The organism is Streptomyces californicus (assembly GCF_000717645.1).
GTDB lineage: Bacteria > Actinomycetota > Actinomycetes > Streptomycetales > Streptomycetaceae > Streptomyces > Streptomyces californicus.
In genome coordinates, this window is record NZ_JNZZ01000007.1 from 1 (window position 1) to 23,986 (window position 23,986).

At 73.2% G+C, this 23,986-nt stretch carries 21 protein-coding genes; 11 read left to right on the plus strand and 10 right to left on the minus strand.

What is annotated here, in order from left to right; translation table 11 throughout:
- Positions 1-350 precede the first annotated feature (350 nt).
- The 3 genes from IF19_RS0110860 to IF19_RS0110870 all read right to left on the minus strand — a co-directional run bounded on the left by IF19_RS0110860 (position 351) and on the right by IF19_RS0110870 (position 2,649).
- Positions 351-788, minus strand: a complete 438-nt coding sequence (locus IF19_RS0110860; RefSeq protein ID WP_030114123.1) for an SPW repeat protein — start codon at positions 786-788, stop codon at positions 351-353.
- Between the two features lie 161 nt (positions 789-949).
- Positions 950-1,909 (minus strand): ADP-ribosylglycohydrolase family protein, encoded by a 960-nt coding sequence (locus tag IF19_RS0110865; protein ID WP_030278039.1) that lies wholly within the window; start codon positions 1,907-1,909, stop codon positions 950-952.
- 92 nt (positions 1,910-2,001) lie between these two features.
- Positions 2,002-2,649: a fasciclin domain-containing protein gene (locus IF19_RS0110870; RefSeq protein WP_030114120.1), complete on the minus strand. Its 648-nt coding sequence runs from the start codon at positions 2,647-2,649 to the stop codon at positions 2,002-2,004.
- Between the two features lie 493 nt (positions 2,650-3,142).
- Between IF19_RS0110870 and IF19_RS0110875 the strand changes: the two genes are divergently transcribed.
- Genes IF19_RS0110875 through IF19_RS0110895 form a run of 5 tightly spaced genes read left to right on the plus strand, consistent with a single transcriptional unit; the run spans position 3,143 to position 8,544 of the window.
- Entirely contained in the window at positions 3,143-4,414 is a 1,272-nt protein-coding gene (locus tag IF19_RS0110875; RefSeq protein ID WP_030114119.1) for an NAD(P)/FAD-dependent oxidoreductase, read from the plus strand.
- Positions 4,408-5,133, plus strand: a complete 726-nt coding sequence (locus tag IF19_RS0110880; RefSeq protein WP_030114118.1) for a DUF1365 domain-containing protein — start codon at positions 4,408-4,410, stop codon at positions 5,131-5,133. Before IF19_RS0110875 ends, IF19_RS0110880 begins: the two co-directional genes overlap by 7 nt.
- Positions 5,130-6,395, plus strand: a complete 1,266-nt coding sequence (locus tag IF19_RS0110885; RefSeq protein WP_030114117.1) for an SAM-dependent methyltransferase — start codon at positions 5,130-5,132, stop codon at positions 6,393-6,395. The genes IF19_RS0110880 and IF19_RS0110885 overlap by 4 nt, the downstream gene beginning before the upstream one ends.
- Positions 6,392-7,744, plus strand: coding sequence for an SAM-dependent methyltransferase (locus tag IF19_RS0110890; RefSeq protein WP_030120537.1), 1,353 nt, complete (start codon positions 6,392-6,394; stop codon positions 7,742-7,744). Before IF19_RS0110885 ends, IF19_RS0110890 begins: the two co-directional genes overlap by 4 nt.
- Positions 7,741-8,544: a DUF1295 domain-containing protein gene (locus tag IF19_RS0110895; protein ID WP_030191925.1), complete on the plus strand. Its 804-nt coding sequence runs from the start codon at positions 7,741-7,743 to the stop codon at positions 8,542-8,544. Before IF19_RS0110890 ends, IF19_RS0110895 begins: the two co-directional genes overlap by 4 nt.
- 61 nt (positions 8,545-8,605) lie before the next feature.
- Here the strand turns inward: IF19_RS0110895 and IF19_RS0110900 are convergent, their stop codons facing one another.
- The 5 genes from IF19_RS0110900 to IF19_RS0110920 form a co-directional block, all read right to left on the minus strand.
- The gene (locus IF19_RS0110900; RefSeq protein WP_030114112.1) at positions 8,606-9,973 is read right to left on the minus strand and encodes a cryptochrome/photolyase family protein; all 1,368 of its coding nucleotides are present in this window, start codon (positions 9,971-9,973) and stop codon (positions 8,606-8,608) included.
- Between the two features lie 82 nt (positions 9,974-10,055).
- A complete protein-coding gene (locus IF19_RS0110905) occupies positions 10,056-10,808 on the minus strand; it encodes an anti-sigma factor (RefSeq protein ID WP_030114111.1) in 753 nt (250 codons plus the stop codon).
- Positions 10,805-11,389, minus strand: a complete 585-nt coding sequence (locus tag IF19_RS0110910; RefSeq protein WP_030114110.1) for a sigma-70 family RNA polymerase sigma factor — start codon at positions 11,387-11,389, stop codon at positions 10,805-10,807. Before IF19_RS0110910 ends, IF19_RS0110905 begins: the two co-directional genes overlap by 4 nt.
- Positions 11,390-11,771: 382 nt before the next feature.
- Positions 11,772-12,623, minus strand: coding sequence for a siderophore-interacting protein (locus IF19_RS0110915; protein ID WP_030114109.1), 852 nt, complete (start codon positions 12,621-12,623; stop codon positions 11,772-11,774).
- Between the two features lie 53 nt (positions 12,624-12,676).
- Positions 12,677-13,585, minus strand: coding sequence for a 5'-3' exonuclease (locus tag IF19_RS0110920; RefSeq protein ID WP_030114108.1), 909 nt, complete (start codon positions 13,583-13,585; stop codon positions 12,677-12,679).
- A 320-nt stretch (positions 13,586-13,905) separates the two neighbouring features.
- On the opposite strand from IF19_RS0110920, the gene IF19_RS0110925 reads away from it, so the two are divergent.
- The 4 genes from IF19_RS0110925 to IF19_RS0110940 all read left to right on the plus strand — a co-directional run bounded on the left by IF19_RS0110925 (position 13,906) and on the right by IF19_RS0110940 (position 19,031).
- Positions 13,906-14,979 carry a quaternary amine ABC transporter ATP-binding protein gene (locus tag IF19_RS0110925; protein WP_030114107.1) on the plus strand — a complete coding sequence of 358 codons (1,074 nt, stop codon included), beginning with the start codon at positions 13,906-13,908 and terminating at the stop codon, positions 14,977-14,979.
- A complete protein-coding gene (locus tag IF19_RS0110930; protein ID WP_030114106.1) occupies positions 14,972-17,596 on the plus strand; it encodes an ABC transporter permease/substrate binding protein in 2,625 nt (874 codons plus the stop codon). Before IF19_RS0110925 ends, IF19_RS0110930 begins: the two co-directional genes overlap by 8 nt.
- Positions 17,597-17,759: 163 nt before the next feature.
- Complete coding sequence (locus IF19_RS0110935; RefSeq protein ID WP_030114105.1) at positions 17,760-18,305, plus strand: helix-turn-helix domain-containing protein; 546 nt, start codon at positions 17,760-17,762, stop codon at positions 18,303-18,305.
- A 15-nt stretch (positions 18,306-18,320) separates the two neighbouring features.
- On the plus strand, positions 18,321-19,031 hold the full coding sequence (locus IF19_RS0110940) for a helical backbone metal receptor (protein ID WP_030114104.1): 711 nt from the start codon (positions 18,321-18,323) through the stop codon (positions 19,029-19,031).
- Here IF19_RS0110940 and IF19_RS0110945 read toward each other — a convergent pair.
- Positions 18,970-20,244 (minus strand): TDT family transporter, encoded by a 1,275-nt coding sequence (locus IF19_RS0110945; protein WP_234310463.1) that lies wholly within the window; start codon positions 20,242-20,244, stop codon positions 18,970-18,972. The two genes, IF19_RS0110940 and IF19_RS0110945, sit on opposite strands and share 62 nt — an antisense overlap.
- A 70-nt stretch (positions 20,245-20,314) precedes the next feature.
- Between IF19_RS0110945 and IF19_RS0110950 the strand changes: the two genes are divergently transcribed.
- Both IF19_RS0110950 and IF19_RS0110955 read left to right on the plus strand, forming a co-directional pair.
- Positions 20,315-21,247 carry a LysR family transcriptional regulator gene (locus IF19_RS0110950; protein WP_030278040.1) on the plus strand — a complete coding sequence of 311 codons (933 nt, stop codon included), beginning with the start codon at positions 20,315-20,317 and terminating at the stop codon, positions 21,245-21,247.
- Between the two features lie 163 nt (positions 21,248-21,410).
- Entirely contained in the window at positions 21,411-22,364 is a 954-nt protein-coding gene (locus tag IF19_RS0110955) for a DUF2510 domain-containing protein (RefSeq protein ID WP_030120544.1), read from the plus strand.
- A 45-nt stretch (positions 22,365-22,409) separates the two neighbouring features.
- On the opposite strand, the gene IF19_RS0110960 is transcribed toward IF19_RS0110955, so the two are convergent.
- On the minus strand, positions 22,410-23,612 hold the full coding sequence (locus IF19_RS0110960; RefSeq protein WP_030114099.1) for an amino acid deaminase/aldolase: 1,203 nt from the start codon (positions 23,610-23,612) through the stop codon (positions 22,410-22,412).
- Between the last annotated feature and the right edge of the window lie 374 nt (positions 23,613-23,986).

Sequence of the window (23,986 nt, forward strand, 5' to 3'; positions counted from 1 at the left end):
CCCCGCCCCTTCCCGAAACCGGGGCTCCGCCCCGGACCCCGCTCCTCAAGCGCCGGAGGGGCTGGGGGGTGCGGGGTTTCGTTCCCGGGCCCGGCTCCTCAAGCGCCGGAGGGGCTGAGGGGTTCGGGGTTCTGGCGCCGTGCCCGGTCCTCAAGCGCCGGAGGGGCTGGGCGGTGCGGGTTTGGGCCCCCGGTCCGGCTCCTCAAGCGTCGGAGGGGCTGGGGGGTGCGGGGTTCGGCCCCAGGTCCGGCTCCTCAGGCACCAGAGGGGCTGGGGGATCGAGGGTTCGGCCCCGGGGCCGGCTCCTCAGGCGCCGGAGCTGCTGAGAAGGCCTCCTCAAGCGCCGGCGGCTACGTCCTGCGGGTTCTGGCCGCCGCTCCCGCGCAGACCATGCCCAGCAGTACCGTCAGTCCTCCGACGATGATGTTGTTGATCACGACTCCGGTGTCCGGGCTGCTGCCCACCACCCAGGTCGACACGATGATCCACGCACCCATCGCGCAGATCGCCCAGCTCAGGCCGTACATGCGCTCCGGCATCACGGTGAAGCCGAGGGCCAGTACCGCTACCGCGATGCCCATCACGAGATTGTGCGTGACCAGCGCCGGCTGGCTCGCCGTGAAGTGGAGCACCCACGGGGAGACGGCACAGTAGAGGCCGACCAGAAACACCGGCGCGTCCACCAGTGCCACATCGCGGCCGCCCATCACCCGGTCGTACCGCGCACGCATCTCGGAGGCGTCGGGGTGGCCCGACAGATCACTCCTCGCGTGTGAGACGTTGCTCATGAGATCTCGTCTCCTTCGGTCCTGCGAGCCCTACCGTCGTGCGGTTGGTGGCGGCAGGTGCCCGTACTCCCATAGTGCGCTTATCCAGTGCTTATGTGAACATTTCGGGCAGGGTTCTTCGGGGGATCGGTCAAGCCCCTCAGGGGGATCGACCAGACCCCTCATACCGGCCGAGGGCCCTCGGCATCCAGACGTTCCGCCAGGGCGGTCAGGTCCGCCGTGTCCAGGCGGCGGCCCGCCCAGCCGGGGAGCGGTACGTGCAGGGGCTCGGTCCACCGGGCCGGCACCGCGCCGATCCCGTACACCGCTCCGGCCAGGCCGCCCGTCACCGCCGCCACCGTGTCCGTGTCCCCGCCCACGTCGACGGCCGCCGCCAGCGCCCGCTCGAAGCCGTCGGTCGTCCGCAGCGCCCACAGGGCCGTGCCCAGACAGGGCCAGACCGCACCGTTGAACTCGGTCGCGAGGTCCGGGCGCCAGTCGGGGGCCAGCACCGTCGCCCAGCGGTCCCGGTGGTCGGCGTGCACCTCGGCCAGCGCCTTCGGCACGGCGGCGAGCGGGTCGCCGCCCGCCAGCGCGACCCGGACCAGCTCGTGGAGCACCGCCGTGCCCTCCCAGGCGGCCCGGTCGCCATGGGTCAGAGCGGCGATCCGGCGGGCCGCCGCCATCGTCGGCGTGCGTCCGGAGCGCGCGAAGTACACCGCCGACGTGGCGGCCCGCATCAGTGAACCATTGCCCGCGGCCCGCCCGTTGACCTGGAAGTGCAGGGCCGCGGCGCGGTCCCACGGCTCGCCGCCGGTCAGCACGTCCTCGGTCTGCAGGCCGATGTCCTTGGGCTCGCCCGCCGCCCACCGCCGGAAGCGGTCGAACAGATCCGGCAGGTCCAGGCCGGCGCGCTCCAGCAGCGACTCCCCGACCAGCACGGCCATCTGCGTGTCGTCCGTCGCCTCGCCCGGGTCCCAGCCGCCGCCCCCGCACATGGTGCCGACGCCGTCCGGGAAACGGGCCGTGAACACCCCGGCGAGGCCGAACTCGAAGGGTGCGCCGAGCGCGTCCCCGACCGCGGAGCCCACCACGGCTCCGGCCACGCGCTCGTCGCGGTCCGCGGATGTTCGCTGCGTCATGCCGTCAGCGTATGAGCCGCCGTCGCGCACGACGAGGGGCGGGGTCGCGGCGTGCGCGGCCCCGCCCCTCGTCGATGGGGGTCCGGTGCGGACTACTTCGGGGGCATCAGGACCGTGTCGACGATGTACACCGTCGCGTTGGCGGTCGGGACGTTGCCGCAGACGACCTTCGAGGAGTCGTTCACGGTGTACTCCATGCCGGAGCCGGCCGTCGTCACCTTGCTCTTCTCCAGGGTGTCGAACGACCCCTTCTCCAGCTGCTTCGGCGTCAGCTTCTCACCGACCACGTGGTAGGTGAGCACCTTGGTGAGTTCGGCCTTGTTCGCCAGCAGCGCGTCCAGGTCGGCCTTCGGGATCTTCGAGAACGCGTCGTTGGTCGGGGCGAACACCGTGATGTTCTGCGCGTTGTTGAGCGTGTCCACCAGGCCGGCCTGCTTCACGGCGGCCACCAGCGTGGACAGCTCCTTGTTGTTGGACGCGGCCGTGGCGACCGGGTCCTGCGCCATGCCGTCGAACGAGCCCGCGCCCTCCTTCGGCACCGACGAACAGGCCGGACCGAACGGCTTGTCCATGGTCATCGAGTCGTCGGCCGAGGGGCTGGCCGGCGCCGACGCGCTGGCCGTCGAGCCCGAGGCGGAGTCCTTGGAGGAGTCGTCCGACGAGCAGGCGCTCAGCGTCAGCGGCAGCACGGCGGCCACGGAGACGGCGAGAGCAGCGCGGCGGAAGAGGTGCGAGTTCATGGTGTTTCTCCTGAGTCGATGGTGTCGGAAGTGCGGAGAGTGTCGGGTGATGAGAGTCGAGTGATGCGTGGGGACAAAGAGACAAAGAGATAAGCGGTGTTCGCCCCCGGCGCGATGGAGGAGTGCCGCCCACTCAGCGCGCGAGGTGGCGTGCGGTCCGTCTCCCAGCCGCGGGAGACGGACCGCAAGACCGGGACGGCGCGGCGGCGTCCCCGCGACCGGCAGTGCTGCCGCCCGTCGCGGTGAGCTCGGCACCCACCGAGCGGGACCGCAGGGAGAGGCGTGTGCCGTTCGTCCGCGCGTCGTTCCGGTCTGTTCTCACGCAAGGGGTTCGGCGCCCGGCCCCCGGCGGATTGGTCGGATCTCCGCATTCACCCGTTCGGGGGTAAGCCGATCATCGACCAATCCTTCGGGACGGCAGCCACGAACCACTGGTGAAGGGGTGCTTCACCAGCGCTCCGGCAGGTGCGGGACGACCGGAGGGAGCCGGGAAATGGCAGGGCGACGGCGGACGGCCGTGGTGGGGGCGGGCGTGGCGGGACTGACCGCCGCGCATGTGCTCCGGGACGCGCACGAGGTGACCCTGTACGAGGCGGACGACCGCGTCGGCGGCCACGCCCACACGCACGAACTCGACGCCTCCGACGGCCGGGTGCACAGCGTCGACTCCGGATTCATCGTGCACAACCGGCGGACCTACCCGAACCTGCTGCGGCTCTTCGACGAACTCGGCGTCGCCACCCAGGAGTCCGAGATGTCCATGTCCGTACGGTGCGAGGGATGCGGCCTCGAATACGCCGGCGCGCGCGGCCCGTCCGGGCTCTTCGCACAGCCGCGTTCCGCCCTGCGCGGCCCCTACCTGCGGATGCTCGCCGACGTACCGCGCTTCCACCGCGCGGCCCGCGCGCTGCTGGCGCTGCCGGAGGGCGGCGCGAGCGAGATGACACTGGGGGAGTTCGCCCGGCGCGGCCGCTTCTCGCCGTACTTCCGCGCCCACTTCCTGACGCCCGTCGTCTCCGCCGTCTGGTCCTGCGACCCGGTCACCGCGCTGAGCTACCCGGCCCGCTACCTCTTCCGGTTCCTCGACCACCACGGGATGCTCTCCATCGGCGGCTCCCCGGTCTGGCGCACCGTCACCGGCGGCTCCCGCAGCTACGTCGACCTGATCGTCAAGCAACTCTCCGCCGTGCACACCGCGACCCCGGTGCGCGCCGTCGCCCGGCACCCGGACGGCGTCACGATCACCACGCGGGACGGCACGACGGCCTCGTACGACTCCGTCGTCATCGCCACCCACCCCGACCAGGCGCTGCGCCTGCTCGCCGACCCGACCGACGCCGAGCGCACCGTGCTCGGCGCGTTCCGGTACTCGCGCAACCCGACCCTGCTGCACACGGACACCACCCTGCTGCCGCGCGCCCGGGGCGCCAGGGCCTCGTGGAACTACCTGATGCCGTCCTGCGCCGCCGACGCCGACCACGTCACCGTCAGCTACGACATGAACCGGCTCCAGCGGCTTGACGCGCCCGACTCCTTCGTCGTCACCCTGAACGGCTCCGACCGGGTCGACCCCGCCTCGGTACGGGCCCGGATGGTCTACGAACACCCCGTCTACACGCCCGAATCCGTCGCGGCCCAGGCCCGGCTGCCCGCCCTCACCGGCCCCGTCACCGCCTACGCGGGGGCGTACCACGGCTGGGGGTTCCACGAGGACGGCTGCCGTTCGGGGGTCGAGGCCGCCGCCGCCCTGGGGGTGGCCTGGTGAACGCCCTCTACCCGTGCACCATCACCCACGTACGGAACCGGCCCACGCGGTACGCCTTCCGGCACCGCACCTACCTGTGGCTGATCGACCCCGACCGGCCGCCCCGGCTGCCCCGCGTCCTGCGCCCGCTGGCCCGGTTCGATCCCCGCGACCATTTCGGCGGCACCGCCCCCACCGTCCGCGAGGGTCTGGAGCGCTTCCTGCGGGCCCGGGGCGTCGAACTCGGCGACGGCGCCGTCACCATGCTCACCCAGGCCCGGGTGTTCGGACACGTCTTCAACCCGATCACCGTCTACTGGTGCCACCGCCCCGACGGCGGCCCCCTCTGCGCCGTCGCCGAAGTCCACAACACCTACGGCGGACGCCACGGCTATCTGCTGCGCCCGGACGAGAACGACCGGGCCACCGCCGCCAAGGAGTTCTACGTCTCACCGTTCTTCCCCGTGGACGGGGGCTACCGGATGCGGCTGCCCGAGCCCGGGGCCGCGCTCGACCTGACCGTCCACCTGGAGCGCGACGGAGGCCGCCCGTTCACCGCGACCGTACGCGGCGAGCGGCGCCGCGCCACGCCCGGCGCCCTGGTGCGGCTCGCCCTGCGCCACCCGCTGTCCCCCCTCGTCGTCTCCGCCGCGATCCGCCTGCACGGCATCCGGCTCTACCTGCGCGGGCTCCCCGTACGGCCCCGCCCCCCTCACCGCACCCAGGAAGGCATGCAGTGACCGCTCCCACCTCGGCGCTGTCGGCAGACCACACCTCCGGGCCCGACCCGGAACGCTGGCCCGACGTCGCCACCCCGCCCCGGGCCTCCCGCGCCCGGACCGCCGTCGCCGAACGCGTCGTCCGCCGCGCCCTCGGCCGGCTCCCCCTGCGCGCCCGCCTCGCGGGCGCCGAGGACATCGGCCTCGGCGGGCCGCTCATGGACGTCCGCGACCCCGACGCCTTCTTCCGGCGGATCGGCGCGAGCGGGCTCATCGGCTTCGGCGAGTCCTACATGGCCGGGGAGTGGGACGCACCCGACCTCGTCGGCGTGCTGACCGTGCTCGCCGACAACGCCGCCGACCTCGTGCCCCGCTCCCTGCAGCGGCTGCGCGGTCTCTGGGCGCTGCGCAGGCCCGCGGCGCAGCTCAACACCCCCGAGGGCTCCCGGGACAACATCAGCCACCACTACGACCTGTCCAACGAGCTGTTCGCCCTCTTCCTCGACGAGACGCTCTCCTACTCCTCCGCCGTCTTCCGCGGCTTCCCCGCCGAGTACGACCTGCTGCCCGCCGCCCAGCACCGCAAGATCGACCGGCTGCTGGACACCGCCGGGGTCACCGAGGGCACCCGGCTCCTGGAGATTGGCACCGGATGGGGCGAGCTGGCCGTCCGCGCCGCCGCCCGCGGCGCCCGGGTGCTCACCGTCACCCTCTCCGCCGAACAGCGCGACCTCGCCCGCGCCCGCATCCGCGCGGCCGGGTTCGAGGACCGCGTGGAGGTACGGCTGAGCGACTACCGCCAGGTCGACGGAGCCTTCGACGCCATCGTCAGCGTCGAGATGATCGAGGCGGTCGGCGCCGAGTTCTGGCCCGTCTACTTCCGGACCCTGGACCGTCTGCTCGCCCCCGGCGGCCGGGTCGCCCTCCAGGCCATCACCATGCCCGACGACCGGCTGCGCGCCAGCCGCTCCACGTACACCTGGATACAGAAGTACATCTTCCCCGGCGGTCTGCTGCCCTCCACCGAGGCCATCGAGCGGATCACCACCGGCCACACCGGCCTGCGCACCGCGCAGCGCGTCGGCTTCGGCGCGCACTACGCCGAGACGCTCCGGCTGTGGCGCGAGCGGTTCACCGAGCGGGCCGCGGAGGTCGACGCCCTCGGCTTCGACGCCGTCTTCCGCCGGATGTGGACCTTCTACCTGGCCTACTCCGAAGCGGGCTTCCGCTCCGGCTATCTCGATGTGCAGCAACTGCTGCTGACCCGCGAGGAGACCGCGTGAGCACCACCGACACCAGGCCCCCCGCCCGGCGCACCCCCACCGGGGCCGCCCAGCGCGTCGTACCGGTGATCGAACGGTTCCTCGGCGGCGCCCTGCCGGTCCGGCTGCGCATGTGGGACGGCAGCGAGGCCGGGCCCTTTGACGCCCCCACCGTCCACGTGCGCACCCGCAGAGCGCTGCGCCGCCTGCTCTGGCAGCCGGGCGAACTCGGCCTCGCCGAGGCGTACATCACCGGCGACATCGACCTCGACGCCGACCTCGGCGACGGGCTGCGCGCCGTGCGCCGCGCCGTCCGCGAACGCGGCCTGACCGCGCCCGCCCCCACCGTCGCCGACCGGATCGGAGCGGCCGGCCTCGCGCTGCGCCTCGGCGCGGTCGGCCCCCGGCCCCCGGTCCCGGCCGCCCGCGCCGGACTGCGCGGCGCCCTGCACAGCAAGGCCCGCGACCGGGCGGCGATCAGCCACCACTACGACCTGTCCAACGCCTTCTACGCCCTGCTCCTCGACGAGACGATGGCGTACTCCTGCGGCTACTGGACCGGCGACGGCGCCGACTACGGCTCCGCCGACGCCCAGCGCGACAAGCTGGAGCTGATCTGCCGCAAGCTCGGACTGGAGCCCGGCGCCCGGCTGCTGGACATCGGCTGCGGCTGGGGCTCGCTGACCCTGTACGCGGCCGAGCGCCACGGCGTCCACGTCACCGCCGTCACCCTCGCTGCCGAACAGGCCGCGTACGTACGGCGACAGGTCGCGGAACGCGGGCTGGACGACCTCGTCGAGGTGCTGAACATCGACTACCGGGACATCCCGGGGCGCCCCGGGACGCGGGGGGCGTACGACGCCGTGTCCACCGTCGAGATGGGCGAGCACGTCGGGGACGCCGAGTACCCCGCGTTCACGGCGATCCTGCACGACGCGCTGCGGCCCCGGGGCCGGGCCCTGGTCCAGCAGATGTCCCGGGGCGCGAACGCCCCGGGCGGCGGCGCGTTCATCGAGTCCTACATCGCCCCCGACATGCACATGCGGCCGGTCGGCGAGACGGTCAGTCTGCTGGAGGGGGCCGGATTCGAGGTGCGGGACGTCGAGTCGCTGCGCGAGCACTACGTCCTGACCGTCGAGGCGTGGCGGCGCACCCTGGAGGAGCGCTGGGCGGAGTTCACGGCGCTGGTGGGGGAGGAGACCGCGCGGGTGTGGCGGCTCTACCTCGTCGGCGGCGCGCTCGCCTTCGAGGAGCGGCGGATGGGCGTCGACCAGATCCTCTCCGTCCGGCCGGACGCGGTCGGTTCCGCCGCGATGCCCCCCACCCGGCGCGACTGGTACGCCCCGGCCCGGCCGGGGGAGGAGCGGTGAGCGGCTTCGCCTGGGCCGCGTTCGCGAGCGGGCTCGCGGGCGCGGCCGGCGCCGCCCTCGCCGTCATGCTCGTCACCTTCGCGATCGCCCTGAAGAAGGGCGTGCACCGCATCGTCGACGTCGCCTGGGGCGTCGGTTTCGCCGCCGTCGCCCTGGTGTCGTACGGCCTCTCGGCGGGCACCGGCGACGACGCCCGCCGGCTGCTGGTCACCGCGCTGACCGTGATCTGGGGGCTGCGGCTCGCCGTGCACATCGGCCGGCGCGGCAAGGGGCACGGCGAGGACCCGCGCTACGCGAAGATGCTGGCCAAGGCCCCCGGCGACCCCAAGTGGTACGCCCTGCGCAAGGTGTACCTGCTCCAGGGCGCGCTGGTCTGGCTCGTCTCGCTCCCGGTGCAGGCCGCGCAGTACCTGACCGCGCCCCTGGCCTGGTGGGCCTGGGCGGGGGCGCTGCTGTGGGCGGTCGGGCTCGCCTTCGAGGCGGTCGGGGACGCCCAGCTCGCCCGGTTCAAGGCCGACCCCGCCAACCGGGGGAAGATCATGGACCGGGGGCTGTGGTCCTGGACCCGCCATCCCAACTACTTCGGCGACTTCTGCGTCTGGTGGGGCCTGTTCCTCTTCGTCTGCCAGGCTCCGGCCGCCGCCGGCGCCACCGTCGTCGCGCCGCTGGTGATGAGCTTCCTGCTGACGAAGGGCAGCGGCGCGGCCCTGCTGGAGCGGCACATGGCCGACCGCCCGGGCTTCGCCGAGTACCGGGCCCGCACCAGCGGCTTCTTCCCGAGGCCGCCCCGCCGGGCGTGAGCACGGGGAAGGGCCTGCGCCGCGGCCGCGCGGAACAGGCCCTTCCCTCCGGCCGTACGGGTCAGTCCAGGCCGCGGGCCCGTTCGAAGCGGGCCCGCGCCTCCGCCAGGTCCACCAGCGGGTCGGGGTAGTCCAGGCCCGCCCGGTCCAGGCCCTCCGCCTTCCAGGGTTCGTGGATCGCCGCGCCGTCCAGTTCCGCCAGCTCCGGCACCCACCGCCGTACGTAGTCGCCCCGGGGGTCGAAGCGCTTGCCCTGGATCACCGGGTTCAGCACCCGGTTGGGGCGGGTGTCCGTGCCGGTGCCCGCCACCCACTGCCAGTTGAGCTGGTTGTTCGCCACGTCGCCGTCGACCAGCAGGTCCAGGAAGTGGCGAGCGCCCACCCGCCAGTCCACGTACAGCGTCTTGGTGAGGAAGCTCGCGGCCAGCATCCGGGCGCGGTTGTGCATCCAGCCCTCGTGAGCGAGCTGCCGCATCGCCGCGTCGACCAGCGGGTAGCCCGTCCGCCCGGACTTCCAGGCGTCGATCTCGTCCTCGTCGGAGCGCCAGCGGTCGTGGCGCGCCCGGTAGTCGGACCAGGAGGCGTCCGGGCGGGCCGCGAGGACCTGGTGGTGGAAGTCGCGCCAGGCCAGCTGGCGGACGAAGGCCTCGCCGCCGGAACCGCCCTTCTCCCGCGCGCGGTTGGCCAGTTCGGCGGCGGAGACCGTGCCGAAGTGCAGATGGGGGGAGAGCCGGGACGTCGCGTCGCCGGCCAGGTCGTCGTGGCCGTCCTCGTAGTCGGCCATCGGACCGTTCACCCAGGACGTCACCAGCTTGCGGCCCGCGATCTCGCCGCCCCTGGCCAGCCCGGGGGAGAGGTTCTTGATCGCGTCCCGGTCGGGGAGCTCGTCGCCGGATACGTCGTCCGGGACCCGCACCGTGCGGGGAGCGGTCAGTGTGCCCCGTACTCCCTCCGCCTCCCAACGGCGGAAGTACGGGGTGAACACCGCGAAGTGGTCCTTGCCGCCCGTCGGGACCACCCGGCCCGGAGCGAGCGCGGTGACCACCGCGTCATGGGCGCGCAGTTCGCAGCCGGTGCCCTCCAGGGCCTCCCGGACGCGTTCCTCGCGCTTGGCCGCGTACCCGCTGACCCCGGCCGCGATGTGCACGGAGGCCGCCCCGGTCCGCTCGACCACCCGTTTCACCTCACGGGCCGCGTCGCCCCGGCGGACGACCAGCCGGCCGCCCCGCTCCCGGAGCCCCGCGTCCAGGTCCGCCAGGCAGTCCGCGAGGAACGCCAGCCGGTTGGGCGCGTCGAATCCGGCGCGGTGGACGGCGTCGTCCCGGACGAACAGCGGGACGACCTCGTCCGCGTCCCGCAGGGCGGCACGCAGCACCGGATTGTCGTGCAGACGCAGATCGGAGGTGAACAGCACCACCGCGACACTCATGGAACACCGGCTCCCTTGCGTTGTACGTGATCGTGCGGGTCGGGCGGTCGGACGGTGACCGGGCGGTCAGGCGCCGGGGACGTCAGGCGGTCGGGAAGTCCATCAGCGCCACCGGGGACGAGGTCGGTTCGGCGGAGCCCCCGGCCGGCTCGACCGTGATCCCCATCCCGGACGCCCGGTCCACCGGTCCGTCCAGCAGCACCGCGTCGTCACTCGCCTTCGGGTCCATCAGGCCGGCCGAACGCATCGTGCCCGCGTCGTTGAACCAGAGCTGGTAGACCTTGCCGCTCGGCGGCCGTTCCATGCCCGAGGCCAGGAACACCGCCCGATTGCGGCTCTGCGAGACCACGACCGTGCCGTGCGCCCCGCCGGTCAGCTCACCCGACGACGTCTTGGCGTCCGGGGCCGAGATCACCTGCGCCAGCTCCTCGCTCTGCCGCTGCGCCCGGTCGGCCTCCTGGCGGGCGTCCTGCGCCACCTGGTTCTGCCAGACCGCGACGCCGCCGAACGCGGCGGCAGCCGCGACACAGGCCGCGAGCGCGTAGGCGTACCACCGTCCGGTGCGCCCGGAGCCGCCGGTCCGTTCCGGTCTGCCGTGCGCCGGCGCCTCCTGGCGTACGGTCGTGATCTCCCGCAGCACCCGGTCACGCATCTCGCGGGGCGGGGTCTCGGCCACGGCGAGGCCGAGCCGTGCGGCGGTGGCCGACAGCTCCCGTACCTCCTGGGTGCACGCCTCGCAGTCCGCCAGATGGCGTTCGAAGTCGCGCAGTTCGGTGTCCGGCAGCGCGTGCAGGGCGTAGGCCCCGGTCAGCGTGTGCAGTTCGGCCGTGCTCATGCGCTCACCCCCAGGCAGTCCCGCAGCCGGATGAGCCCGTCGCGGAGCCGTGTCTTGATGGTGCCCAGCGGCACGGAGAGCAGTTCGGAGACCTCACGGTAGGTCAGGCCCCGGTAGTAGGCGAGCGTCACCGACTCCCGCTGCAACTCGGACAGGGTGCGCAGACAGCGCCGCACCTGTTCCCTCTCCAGCCTGCTCTCGACCTGTTCGGTCACCTCGTCGAAGGCGGGCGTCCTCTCCAGCAGCGCCGCCTTGTGCTCCCGGGCGGCGGCGGCCTCGGCGGAGCGGACCCGGTCGACGGCCCGGTGGTGCGCCAGCGTCAGCACCCAGTTCATCGCGCTGCCCCGGGAGGGCTGGTAGCGGGGCGCGGTGCGCCACACCTCCACCAGCACCTCCTGGGCGACCTCCTCCGACTGGGCCGGGTCGCGCAGCACACTGCGCACCAGACCCAGCACCGGGCGGCTCACCGCGTCGTACACCGCGGCGAACGCGTCCTGGTCGCCCCGGGCGACCCGCACCAGAAGCTCCTGGAGATCGGGACCCGGCAAGGGCACCCCACTGATGTGTACGGCTTCCTTCACGCGGGTTTCCTCCCGGGACGATCGTGGCTTCCGGCAGTTATTCGGAGCCGGCGACCGTACGGATTGGTCGGATTCCGCGATCTTTCCAGAACGGGCCCGCGAGGGTGCGCGCGCCCCGGCCCCGGCGGGCGTTTCGCGCCGCCGCCCGCCGGGGGGAGCGGAGGCCCGGCACATCCGGCGGCCCGGCACACGCGGCGGTCCCTGACACCTCCGCCCGGAGTGGCAGCGGGCGCCGGGTGCGTCCCGCCGCTGCCCGCACCCCTCCCGGCATGCGCGGACCCCGCCCGCCGCGCGATGCGGCGGACGGGGTCCGAAGGTCCGGGGCGGGCGGGCGGAAGGCCCCGTCCGCTGAGCGCGATCGTCCGCTGAGCGCGACCGGCCGCTACGCGGCGGCCGTGCCGCTCTCCTGCTCGCGCTCCACCTGCTCGTTCCACTCGCGCTTGACGGCGCGCCAGGCGTCGTCGTTCTGGCCGAGCCGCCAGTAGCCCGAGATCGACAGCTGCGCCAGCGGGATCTGCCGCTCCACCCGCAGGTAGCGGCGGATCTCCTTCACGAAGCCCGCCTCCCCGTGCACGAACGCCTGGATACGGCCCTCGGGGAAGTCCAGCCCCTTCACGGCCGCGGTCAGCAGCTCGCCGACGGGGCGGTCGCCGCGGTGCAGCCAGGTCACGGCCACCCCGTCCGGCGTCACGATCTTCTGCTCCTCCGAGGCGTCCGGCACCTCGACGAAGGCGTGCACCAGCGCGCCCACGGGCATCTGCTCCAGCGCCGCCGCGATGGCCGGCAGCGCGCTCTCGTCGCCGGCCATCAGGTGCCAGTCCGCCGACGCGTCCGGGCCGTAACCGCCGCCGGGGCCGAGGAAGGTCACCTGCTCGCCCACCCGCGCCCGCTGGGCCCACGGCCCCGCGAGGCCCTCGTCGCCGTGCACGACGAAGTCGACGGCCATCTCCTTGGCGTCCGGGTCCCACGAACGCACGGTGTACGTACGGGTGGTGGGCCACAGCTCGCGCGGGTGGCTCTCCCGGATCGCGGCCATGTCGAACGGGTGGGCGTAGTCCGCGCCCTCCGGTGCGAAGCACAGCTTGATGTAATGGTCGGTGAAGCCGGAGAGGGCGAAGTCGGCGAGACCTTCACCGCCGAGGACCACCCGCACCATGTGCGGGGTGATCTGCTCGGTGCGCACGACCTGCGCCCCCTGGGCCTTGGGTCCCTGACGGGCCGGCCGCTCTGCCACGAGGTTCTCCCTGGTTCGATTACTTAGGCATACCTAAGCTAACACCTCGGGGGTCAGTGCTGAAGAGCGGTCAGGAGGCGTGACACCGCGCCGCCCAGTCCCCACCGCCCGGCCAGCGCCTCCAGGGCGGCCGGATCGCGCGGCTCACGCGGCAGCGCCGGGTCGAAATCGGGCAGGGGGACGTCGTCGGCCACCCGGACGACCTTCGGCGCCACGGCCACGTACGCGCGCGACTCGTCCAGCCGCTTGCGCTGTGAGGGGGTCAGCTTCGCCTTCGGGTCGTCCACCGCCGCCATGATCCCGTCGAGATCGCCGAACGCGTCCAGCAGCTTTGCCGCCGTCTTCTCGCCGATCCCGGGGACGCCCGGGAGTCCGTCGCTCGGGTCGCCGCGCAGCAGCGCCAGATCGACGTAGCCCGCGCCGTCCACGCCGTACTTCTCGCGGAGCCACGCCTCGTCGGTCATCTGGAGCGTGCCGACGCCCTTGAGCGGATACAGCACGCGCACCTCGCGGGCGTCGTCGACGAGCTGGTACAGATCGCGGTCGCCGGTGACGATGTCCACCGGGCCGGCCGCCCGCGCCGTCAAGGTCCCGATGACGTCGTCCGCCTCGTACGGCGTGGCGCCGACGCGGGCGATCCCGAGGGCCGCCAGCACGTCCTCGATGATCGGGACCTGCGGGGAGAGCGTGTCGGGGACCTCCTCCTCGTCGGTCTGCCCGGCGGGCGTCTCCTCGGCGACCCGGTGCGCCTTGTACGTCGGGATCAGATCGACCCGCCACTGCGGGCGCCAGTCGTTGTCCCAGCAGGCGACCAGGTCGTCCGGCCGGTGGTCCTGCACCAGCCGGCCGATGAAGTCGAGGAGTCCGCGCACGGCGTTCACGGGCGTCCCGTCCGGCGCGCGCACCGAGTCGGGCACCCCGAAGTAGGCGCGGAAGTACAGGGAGGCGGTGTCGAGGAGCATCAGGCGTCGCGTCACGGCTCCGATCATGCCCCACCGCGCCGACAGTCGCCGTCGGTAACCGCTTACTACCGCTCCGTGGCTGGCCAGTGAGCTGGATCACTCTCTTGTTTGAGTCGTGTAAGTACGGGCAGGCGCGCCATCGGAGCGAACCACGTCGCATTTTCAACTAGTGCATGTGCCACGCGGACGGAATCCGCATCGCTCCACGGTCTGCCGGAGGGGGTGGCAGACCGTTTTTCGGTTCAACGCGTGAGGTGTATGTGTCCAGGCTGCAAGCCGAGCACTTGTACAAAGTGTTCGGCAGACGACCCGATGAAGCCGTGCGGAAGCTCGAGAGCGGCTCCGACCGCGAAGAGTTGCGCGCCGACGGAACGACGGCCGCGGTGATCGACGCCTCGTTCACCGTGGAGCCGGGGCAGATCTTCGTCGTCATGGGGTTGTCCGGCTCCGGCAAGTCCACCCTGCTGCGCATGCTCAACGGCCTCCTCGAACCCACCGCGGGCCGCGTCCTGTTCGACGGCCAGGATCTGACCGCCCTGAGCCCCCGTGAGCTGCGGGACGTCCGCTCCACCAAGATCAGCATGGTGTTCCAGCACTTCGCGCTCTTCCCCCACCGGAGCGTCCTGGAGAACGCCGCCTACGGCCTGGAGGTGCAGGGCGTCTCGCGCGAGGAGCGCGAGGTGCGCGCCGCCGAGGCCCTGCGGCTCACCGGCCTCGAAGGCTGGGAGCGCTCCTGGCCCGACGAGCTGTCCGGCGGTATGCAGCAGCGCGTCGGCCTCGCCCGCGCCCTGGCCACCGACGCCGACCTGCTGCTCATGGACGAGTCCTTCAGCGCGCTCGACCCGCTGATCCGCCGTGACATGCAGGACCAGCTCCTGGAGCTCCAGAAGCGCCTGAAGAAGACCATCGTCTTCATCACCCACGACCTCAACGAGGCCATGCGCCTCGGCGACCGCATCGCCGTGATGCGCGACGGCGAGATCGTCCAGCTCGGCACCGCCGAGGACATCCTCGTCACCCCGGCCAACGACTACGTCGCCTCCTTCACCCAGGACGTCGACCGCTCCCGGGTCCTCACCGCGAGCGCGATCATGGCCGAACCGCACACGGTCATGGGCACCAGGGCGGCGGACGGCACGGAGCTGCGCACCCCGCAGGACGTCCTCGCCGCCGCCCCCGCCGCGGTCGAGGAGTCCACGCCGATCATCGACCTGTTCACGCCCTGCGCGCAGAGCGCGAACCCGGTCGCCGTGACCGACGCCAAGGGCAAGCTCGTCGGCGTCGTGCCCGGCTCCCGGCTGCTCGCCGTCCTCGGCGAGCCGATGACGCCCGCGGAAACCCCCCGCGACGCCGAGCCGGCGACCGCCGACACGAAGAAGGTGGCCGGTGTTTAGGCTCCCCCTCGGTGAGTGGGTCGACTCCGCGGTCGAGTGGCTGCAGACCCACCTCGCCTGGCTCTTCGACGCCATCAGCTCCCTCGTCAGCGGCATGTTCGACGGCATAGCCGCCGTCCTGTCCGCCCCCGCGCCCCTGCTCTTCGCAGGCATCGTCGCCGTCATCGCCTGGTGGCTGCGCGGCCTGCCCGCCGCCCTGCTCACCTTCGCCGGATTCGCCCTCATCGACTCCGTCGAACTGTGGGACGAGGCGATGGACACCCTCACCCTGGTGCTCGTCGCGACCCTCGTCACCCTGGTCATCGCCGTACCGCTGGGCATCTGGGCCTCCCGGTCCAAGACCGTCAGCGCGGTGATCCGGCCGGTCCTGGACTTCATGCAGACCATGCCCGCCATGGTCTACCTGATCCCCGGCGTCATCTTCTTCGGCGTCGGCGTGGTCCCCGGCATCATCGCCACGATCATCTTCGCGCTGCCCCCGGGCGTCCGGATGACCGAACTCGGCATCCGCCAGGTCGACGGCGAACTCGTCGAGGCGGCCGAGGCGTTCGGCACCACCTCGCGCAACACCCTGCTGCGCGTCCAGCTGCCGCTCGCCCTGCCCACGATCATGGCCGGCATCAACCAGGTCATCATGCTCGGCCTCTCCATGGTCGTCATCGCGGGCATGGTCGGCGGCGGCGGCCTCGGCGGCTCCGTCTACCGCGCCATCGGCAACGTCGACGTCGGTCTCGGCTTCGAGGCGGGCATCTCCATCGTCATCCTCGCCATGTACCTGGACCGGATGACCGGCGCGCTCGGCACCGTGGTCTCCCCGCTGGGCCGCCGCGCGGTCGCCAAGGCCCGCGCGATGGCCGAGGGCTGGAAGATCTGGACCTACCGCCCGCAGCCCGTGGTCGCGGTCGCGGCCATCGTCGCCCTCGCCCTCGTGGCCGGCGGCATGAGCGTCTTCGGCGGCGGCTCCAAGGACGACACCGCCGGCGCCGGCGCGAAGATCGGCGACGGCAAGAAGATCTCCATCGGCTACATCCCGTGGGACGAGGGCATCGCCTCCACCTTCCTCTGGAAGGAGATGCTGGAGCAGCGCGGCTTCGAGGTCGACGTCAAGCAGTACGAGGCCGGGGCGCTGTACACCGGCCTGGCCAACGGCCAGATCGACTTCCAGACCGACTCGTGGCTGCCGGTCACCCACGCCAGCTACTGGAAGAAGTACGCGGACCGCCTGGAGGACATGGGCTCGTGGTACGGCCCCACCTCGCTGGAGCTGGCCGTCCCCGCGTACATGAAGGACGTCCGGTCGATGGAGGACCTGAAGGGCCGGGCCTCCGAGTTCAAGGGCCGCATCGTCGGCATCGAGCCGAGCGCCGGTGAGATGGGCCTGCTCAAGGACAAGCTCCTGCCGGGCTACGGTCTCGACAAGGAGTACAAGCTCATCGACGGCTCCACGCCGTCCATGCTCGCCGAGCTGAAGCGCGCGTACGCCAAGAAGGAACCGATCGTCGTTCCGCTCTGGTCGCCGCACTGGGCGTACAACCAGTTCGACCTCACCAAGCTCAAGGACCCCAAGGGCCTGTGGGGCAAGGGCGACGGGATCCACACCCTGGCGCGCAAGGGCTTCTCGAAGGAGAACCCCGAGGTCGGCAAGTGGCTCAAGGACTTCGAGATGACCGAGGAGCAGCTCACCAGCCTCGAAGCCGAGATCCAGAAGGCCGGCTCCGGCAAGGAGCAGGACGCCGTCCGCACCTGGCTGAAGAGCAACTCCGACGTCGTCGACAAGTGGGCCCCCGCGCCGAAGAGCGCCCAGGCCGCCGGCGGTGACGACGAGCGCAAGCGCCCGGTCGAGGTCGCCTGGTTCCCCTGGGAGGAGGACATCGCCGCCACGTACCTGTGGAAGGCGGTCCTGGAGGAGCGCGGCTACAAGATCAACCTGAAGCAGTTCGAGATCGGCCCGATGTACGCCGCGATGTCGCGCGGTCAGATCGACGTCCAGTTCGACGGCTGGCTCCCGTACACCCAGAAGAATTACTGGGACAAGTACAAGGACAAGCTGACGGACATCGGATCCTGGTACGGGCCCACCTCCGTCGAGGTCGCCGTCCCGGACTACGTCAAGGACGTCAAGAGCCTCGCGGACCTCAAGGGCAAGGGCTCCGACTTCAAGGGCCGGATCGTCGGCATCGAGCCGGGCACCGCGGTCATGGAGAACCTCAAGAAGAACGTGCTGCCCGAGTACGGCCTGGACGGCGAGTACGAGGTCGTCGACTCCTCCACGCCCGGGATGCTGGCCGAGCTGAAGCGCGCGTACGCCAAGAAGGAGCCCATCGCCGTCCTGCTGTGGACCCCGCACTGGTCGTACAACGAGTACAAGCTCACCAAGCTCGCGGACCCCGAGAAGGTGTTCGGTGACGGCGACCGGCTGCACACCATCGCCTCCAAGGAGTTCCCGAAGCAGTACCCGCAGCTGACGAAGTGGTTCAAGGACTTCAAGCTCACCGAGAAGCAGCTCGGCGGACTGGAGAACGAGATCCAGAAGCGCGGCGCGGGCCACGAGGAGGAAGCCGTGAAGGCCTGGATGGACGACAACCCGGGCATCGCGGACACCATGGCACCCCAGTAGGGGCCCACGGGCACGAAAGCACAGGTCGCAAGGGGTGGCACCCGCCTTCGGGCGGGGCCACCCCTTCCGGCTGCCCGGGGTTCGTTCGCCGGACGTCGTGCGCGACCATGTGCGTATGGTGCTGGCAACCGCGAGGATGGCGTGGGTGGGAGGGAGCTGGGACATGGACGACAAGGACACACCGCGGGTGGGCGCCGCCGTCCGCCGACGGCGCAGAACCCTGGGCCTCACGCTGGCCGCGGTCGCCGAGCGCAGCGGGCTCTCCGTGCCCTTCCTCAGCCAGATCGAGAACGAACGGGCCCGCCCCAGCGCCCGCTCCCTCGACCGGGTCGCCGAAGCGCTGGAGACCACCACCAAGAAGCTTCACGCCGCCGCCGACTCCGCGCGCGCCGTGGACGTCGTACGGGCCGGGGGCGGCGAGGGCGTCCGGCGGCTGGTGCGCGGCCGGCACCAGCTCAGCGCCCTGGAGTTCAGCGGCGAACCGGACCTCGGGCGCGAGTTCCAGCACCGCAACGACGAGCTGATGTACGTCGTCGAGGGTGCCGTCGACATCGAGGCCGAGGGCCGGGCGCACCGACTGGAACGCGGCGACAGCCTCTTCCTCTCCGGCGGCGTCCGCCACCGCTGGCGCGCCACGGTGCCCGGCACCCGGCTCCTGGTGGTCTCGGTGGCGGAGCACATCGACGCCACGTTCGACTCGCGTCGCTGAGCGGCTGGAGGGCCCGTGCGCGTCGTCTCCCTGGTCCCCTCGCTCACCGAGGCCGTCGCCGTCAGCGCCCCCGGGCTGCTGGCCGGCGCCACCGACTGGTGCACGCACCCCGCCGGACTCGCCGCCGCCCGGATCGGCGGCACGAAGAACCCGGACGTGGCCGCGATCGCCGCCCTCGCCCCCGACCTGGTGATCGCCAACGATGAGGAGAACCGGGCCCCCGACCTCGACGCGCTGCGGGGAGCCGGGCTCGACGTCCTCGTCACCGAGATCCGCACCCTGGACCAGGCGTTCACCGAACTGCACCGCGTCCTCGTGGACGGCTGCGGGCTCGCCCGCCCCCGCTGGCTGGACGAGGCCGAGGCCGCCTGGGCCGCCCTTCCCGCACCCTCAGGGCCCCCGCGCCCCGCCGCCGTACCGATCTGGCGCAGGCCCTGGATGGTGCTCGGCCGCGACACCTTCGCCGGGGACCTCCTCGCCCGTCTCGGCGTCCGCAACGTGTACGCCGGCCACCCCGAGCGCTATCCGCGCGTCACCGTCGAGGAGCTGAACGCCTCCGGGGCCGAGCTGGTCGTGCTGCCCGACGAGCCCTACCGGTTCACCGCCGCCGACGGGCCCGAGGCGTTCCCCGGGCTGCCCGCCGCGCTCGTCGACGGGCGGCTGCTCACGTGGTACGGGCCGTCGCTGGCCGAGGCGGCACGGGTGCTGCCGTCAGCGCTCCGCTGACCACCCCGCGCACGGTGTGCGCGCCGGCCGCCGCCCACGCCACGACCAGGAACACGTACAGCGCCACGGACAGCCAGGTCAGTGCGGACAGGCCTGTGTGCCGGGCCAGCCCGGCGGCCCCCGTCACGCACGTGCCGACGGGGAAGGTGAACGCCCACCACGTCATCGCGAAGCCCATCCCGTTCCGCGCCGCCCGCACCACCATCGCGATCGCCAGGGCCAGCCACAGCAGCGCGAAGCCCATCACCGGCACCCCGTATAGCACGGCGAACGCGCCGAACGCGGCGGCGTACGGGTCCCCGACCGCCCCCGGGGCCACGTCGGCCAGCTGGTTCACGGCGGTCGTCGACTGGCCGAGCGGCCCCAGCACCAGGAACAGCGTCGGGGTGAGCGCGAGCGGCAGCGGACCGTGGTGGACCAGCCGGGCGAAGACCAGCGGCAGCATCACCAGCGTGGCCAGCAGCGACAGGCCGAACATCGCGTAGCAGGCCAGCAGCAGCGCCTCGCGCCCCTGCCCCGGGGCGAGGTGGGGCACCAGCAGCGCGCCCTGGGTGGCCGACACCATCGGGGCCACCAGCGGCAGCAGCCAGACCGGCGACGCGGTCCCCGGCGCGGGACGGTGGCGTACGACCATCAGGTACGGGACCGCGACCGCGGCCACCAGGCCGACCAGCGTGCCCGCGACGTACAGCACGACGTCCGCGGCGAGCGCCGCCCTCGCGCCCACCACGTCCGCGCCGACCGTCAGGGTGGCGCCGCCGACCGCCGTCAGAGCCATCGACAGGCAGCCGTAGAACGGGGCGACCGCCGGGTCCAGCAGATGGGCGCGGGCCTGGTCGCGGTGGTGGAGCCAGTGCCCGGCCCGCGCGGCGAGAACGGCCAGGAGGAGGACCGCCGAGAGCGCCCACACGAGGACGAACGCCGCCCGCGGCCCGGGAGCGTCCACGGGCAGCCCCGCCCCGGCGGAGGCGACGATCGCGGTGCCCATGACACAGGCGTACCAGTTCGGGCCGATGTGCCGCAGCGACGGCAGCCGGACGGACGCGCCGGGAGCCTCGGCGGAAGGGGGCTCCGGGGACCCCGCCTCCGCCGGCCGGTCATCCACCGAGCGGTCCGCAGTCGGCCGGTCCGCTGTCCGCCGGTCCGCCGCCGGGGCGGTCTCTGCGGGGCGGGGCGGTGGGGCGGTGGAGCGGGTCTGCGGAAAGATGGCCATGCCACGATTCTTCGCGTGCGGGCGCCGCCCCACCAGGGACCCCACCCCTATGAGGTCATAAGCTGACTTTATGACCGGCAATGACGACGTACCCCGCACCCCCCTCGCCCACCGGGTCCCCGACCTCGGGGCGCTGGAGCTGCTGCTCGCCGTCGCCCGCCACGGCAGCCTCGGGCGGGCCGCCCGGGACGTCGGCATCACCCAGCCCGCCGCCTCCAGCCGCGTCCGGTCCATGGAACGGCAGCTCGGCGTCGCCCTGCTGGACCGCTCACCGCGCGGTTCCCGGCTCACGGAGGCGGGCGCGCTCGTCACCGACTGGGCCCGCAGGGTCGTCGACGCCGCGGAGGCGTTCGACGCGGGCGCCCAGGCGCTGCGCGACCGCCGCGACTCCCGGCTGCGGGTCGCCGCCAGCATGACGATCGCCGAATACCTGCTGCCGGGCTGGCTGATCGCCCTGCGCGAGGAGCGCCCCGACACCGCCGTCTCGCTCCTCGCGGGCAACTCCGCCGCCGTCGCCCGCCGCCTGGTCACCGGCGAGGCCGACCTCGGCTTCGTCGAGGGGCTGTCGATACCGGAGGGCCTCGACGGCACCGTCATCGCCCACGACCGGCTCGTCGTCGTGGTCGCCCCCGGCCACCCGTGGGCCCGCCGCCGCACCCCGCTGCTGCCGGGCGAACTCGCCGCCACCCCGCTGATCCTGCGCGAACACGGCTCCGGCACCCGCCAGGTCCTGGACGCCGCGCTCGCCGTCCACGGCGGACTGGCCCAGCCGCTGCTGGAGCTCTCCTCCACCACGGCGGTCAAGGGCGCGGCGGAGAGCGGCGCCGGGCCGTGCGTCCTGAGCGAACTGGCCCTGGGGGAGGAGCTGTCCGCCCGCCGGCTCGTGCAGGTCCCGGTCGCGGGCGTACGGCTGCGCCGCCAACTGCGCGCGGTCTGGCCCGGGGGCCACCGCCCCACCGGACCCGCGCGCGATCTGCTGTCCCTGACCGGCCGCGGCGGCTGAGGCCCCAGGGCGCCGTGCACGGCCGAGGCCGGGGTGAGCGCGTCCGCGGGTGCGGCCCCGAGTGTTCCGGCCTTCCGTGCGCGGGCGCGGACCCGGGCATTCCGTACGTGGTGAGCCCCGCGGCCCCCGCGACCGCGCCGGAGCCGGTCTCTATGGTGGGCGCATGAGTTACGCGACGCCGCCCGGCTGGTATCCGGACACGGGCGCACCCGGTCTCGAACGCTGGTGGGACGGCACGGCCTGGACCGCGCACACCCGCCCGCTCGCCGCCGCCCCTCAGGCGCCGCCCCCGCCGGCGGGGTTCGGGCCGCCCTCGGCGCCGCTCCCGCACCGGCGCGGGCCCCACGACGGTCCCACGGGCGGCAACCGGACCAGGATCCTGGCGGTCACGCTCTCCGGCGCGCTGGTCCTGGGCGCGGCCGTCGCCGGAGTGATCCTGCTCGGCCGCGACGACGACGGCACGACGGCGGCCCCGACGACCACCACCTCGGCCCAGGCCCCCGCCACCAGCCCCGCCCCCTCCGCCACCTCCGGCGGCGCGCCCGCCCCGGACGCCGACCCGGCCGTCCTCGTCGACCAGCTCAACGGGATCACCCTGCCCGTCCCCGAGGGCTGGGAGAGGCCGGAGACCAGCTCCGCACGCGTTCCCACCATCCGCACCGAGCAGTCCTACGACTGCCCCGGAGGCTCGTCGTTCTGCTACCACGGCACGATCAGCACCCACACCGCCGCAGGCGGCGACACCCCCGAGGAAATCGCCGAGGCCGACATCGCCACCGCGGCGGACCTGGCCTACGAGGAGGACGGCATCGGCCGCCGCCTCCACGGCGGCATCCGGACCCACAAGGTGCTCGAAGCCCGGGAGACGGCCGTCGCCGGACGCACCGGCTACCTGGTGCGCTGGCAGGTCACCACCGGCAGGGGGCCCGGGGGATACGTGCAGTCCCTCGCCTTCCCCTCCTCGGTGGGCTCGGGGGCCCCGGTGATCGTCCGGTTCGCCTTCGACGCGGGCGTGCCGGACCTGCCGCTCTCCCTGATGGACACGATCACCCGGGGCATCCGCCCGGTCGGGGACAGCGCGACCAGCGGGGGCGTGGGCGCGTCGGTCGGCCCCTGAGCGACCGGGCGCGTCCCGGACCCCCGATCGGTCCGGGAATCCGCCTCAGAGGAAGGTCCGCCCCTCGCCCCGGTAGGTCGGAACGGTCGCCGTGACCCGGTCGCCCTCGATCAGCTGGAGCGCGTCGAAGCGCTCGCACAGCTCCCCGGCCTTGGCGTGCCGGAACCAGACCTTGTCACCGATCAGCAGGTCGTCGGCGGGGGAGCCCAGCAGCGGCGTCTGCACCTCGCCCGCGCCCTCCTGCGGGTCGTAGCGCAGCCCCTCCGGCAGGTACGGCACCGGCGAACGGTCCGCCCCGGCCGCGCCGGAGGCCGGATAGCCGCCGCCGAGCACCGTCACCACGCCGACGCCGGGCCGGCGCACCACGGGCTGCGCGAACAGGGCGGCCGGGCGGCCGGTGAACGACGTGTAGTTGTCGAACAGCCGGGGCACGTACAGCCCCGAACCGGCGGCGATCTCCGTGACCGCGTCCTCGGCCGCCGTGTGCTGCACGCTGCCCGTGCCGCCGCCGTTGACGAACTCCAGGTCCGGCACGACCGCCCGGACCGCCCGCACCACCTCGGCCCGGCGCGCGGCCAGCTCCTTGCGGGCGGCCGCCTGCATCAGCCGGATCGCCCGGGACCGCAGCGGCCGCCCGGCCACGGCGTCCCCGACCCCGGCCACATGGCCCTCGTACGCCATCAGCCCCACCAGCCGGAACCCCGGCCTCCGGGCCACCGAGCGGGCCAGCTCCGCCAGCTGTGCGGGGGAGCGCAAGGGGGAGCGCAGCGCCCCGACGCGCACCCGGCCGCCCAGCATCCGCAGCGAGGTGTCGAGCTCCAGGCAGATCCGGATCTCCTCCCTCCCGCCCGCCCGGGACGCGTCGATCAGCTCCAACTGGGCGTGGTCGTCGACCATCACCGTCACGGCGGCGGCGAGCTTCGGATCGGCGGCCAGCTCGGCGAAGGCGGAGCGGTCGGCCGAGGGATAGGCCAGCAGCACGTCGTCGAACCCGGCCCGCGCCAGCCACAGCGACTCCGCCAGCGTGAACGACATGATCCCGGCGAACCCGGGTCGCGCGAGTACCCGCTCCAGCAGGGTCCGGCACCGCACCGACTTGCTCGCGACCCGGATCGGCTTTCCGGCCGCCCGTCGCACCAGGTCCTCGGCGTTGGCGTCGAACGCCTCCAGATCGACGATCGCGATCGGGGCGTCGAGATGGGCGGTGGCCCGGTTGTAACGGGTCCGGTCAGCGGCACGGGCAGTCATGGCCGCAGCTTGCCAGAGAGCCGCTACCGCTGGGTAGGGGGATGATCGGGACAGATCCCCCGCCGACCCGGACGTCCCGTTGCCCGCCGTCCGCCCGCAGCCCGTAGAGTGACGTGCACGCGAGCGTCAACGGGCCCGTCAGCGGCGGTGATCCGTGGTCGGTACGAGGATGTGTATGCAGGGGGCCGGATGAGTACCGAAGCGCGGCGCCCCCCTGTGCCGCCCCGCCCGACCACCCCGCCGAAGCCGCCCGCCACGCCTGCGCCGCCGCCCATCGGAGCCCCGGCCTCCACGCCTCCGGCGCCGCCGTCCGCGCCCCGCGTACCGCCGTCCGTGCCCCGCGTGTCACCGTCCGCGCCTGCCGCGCCGCCGTC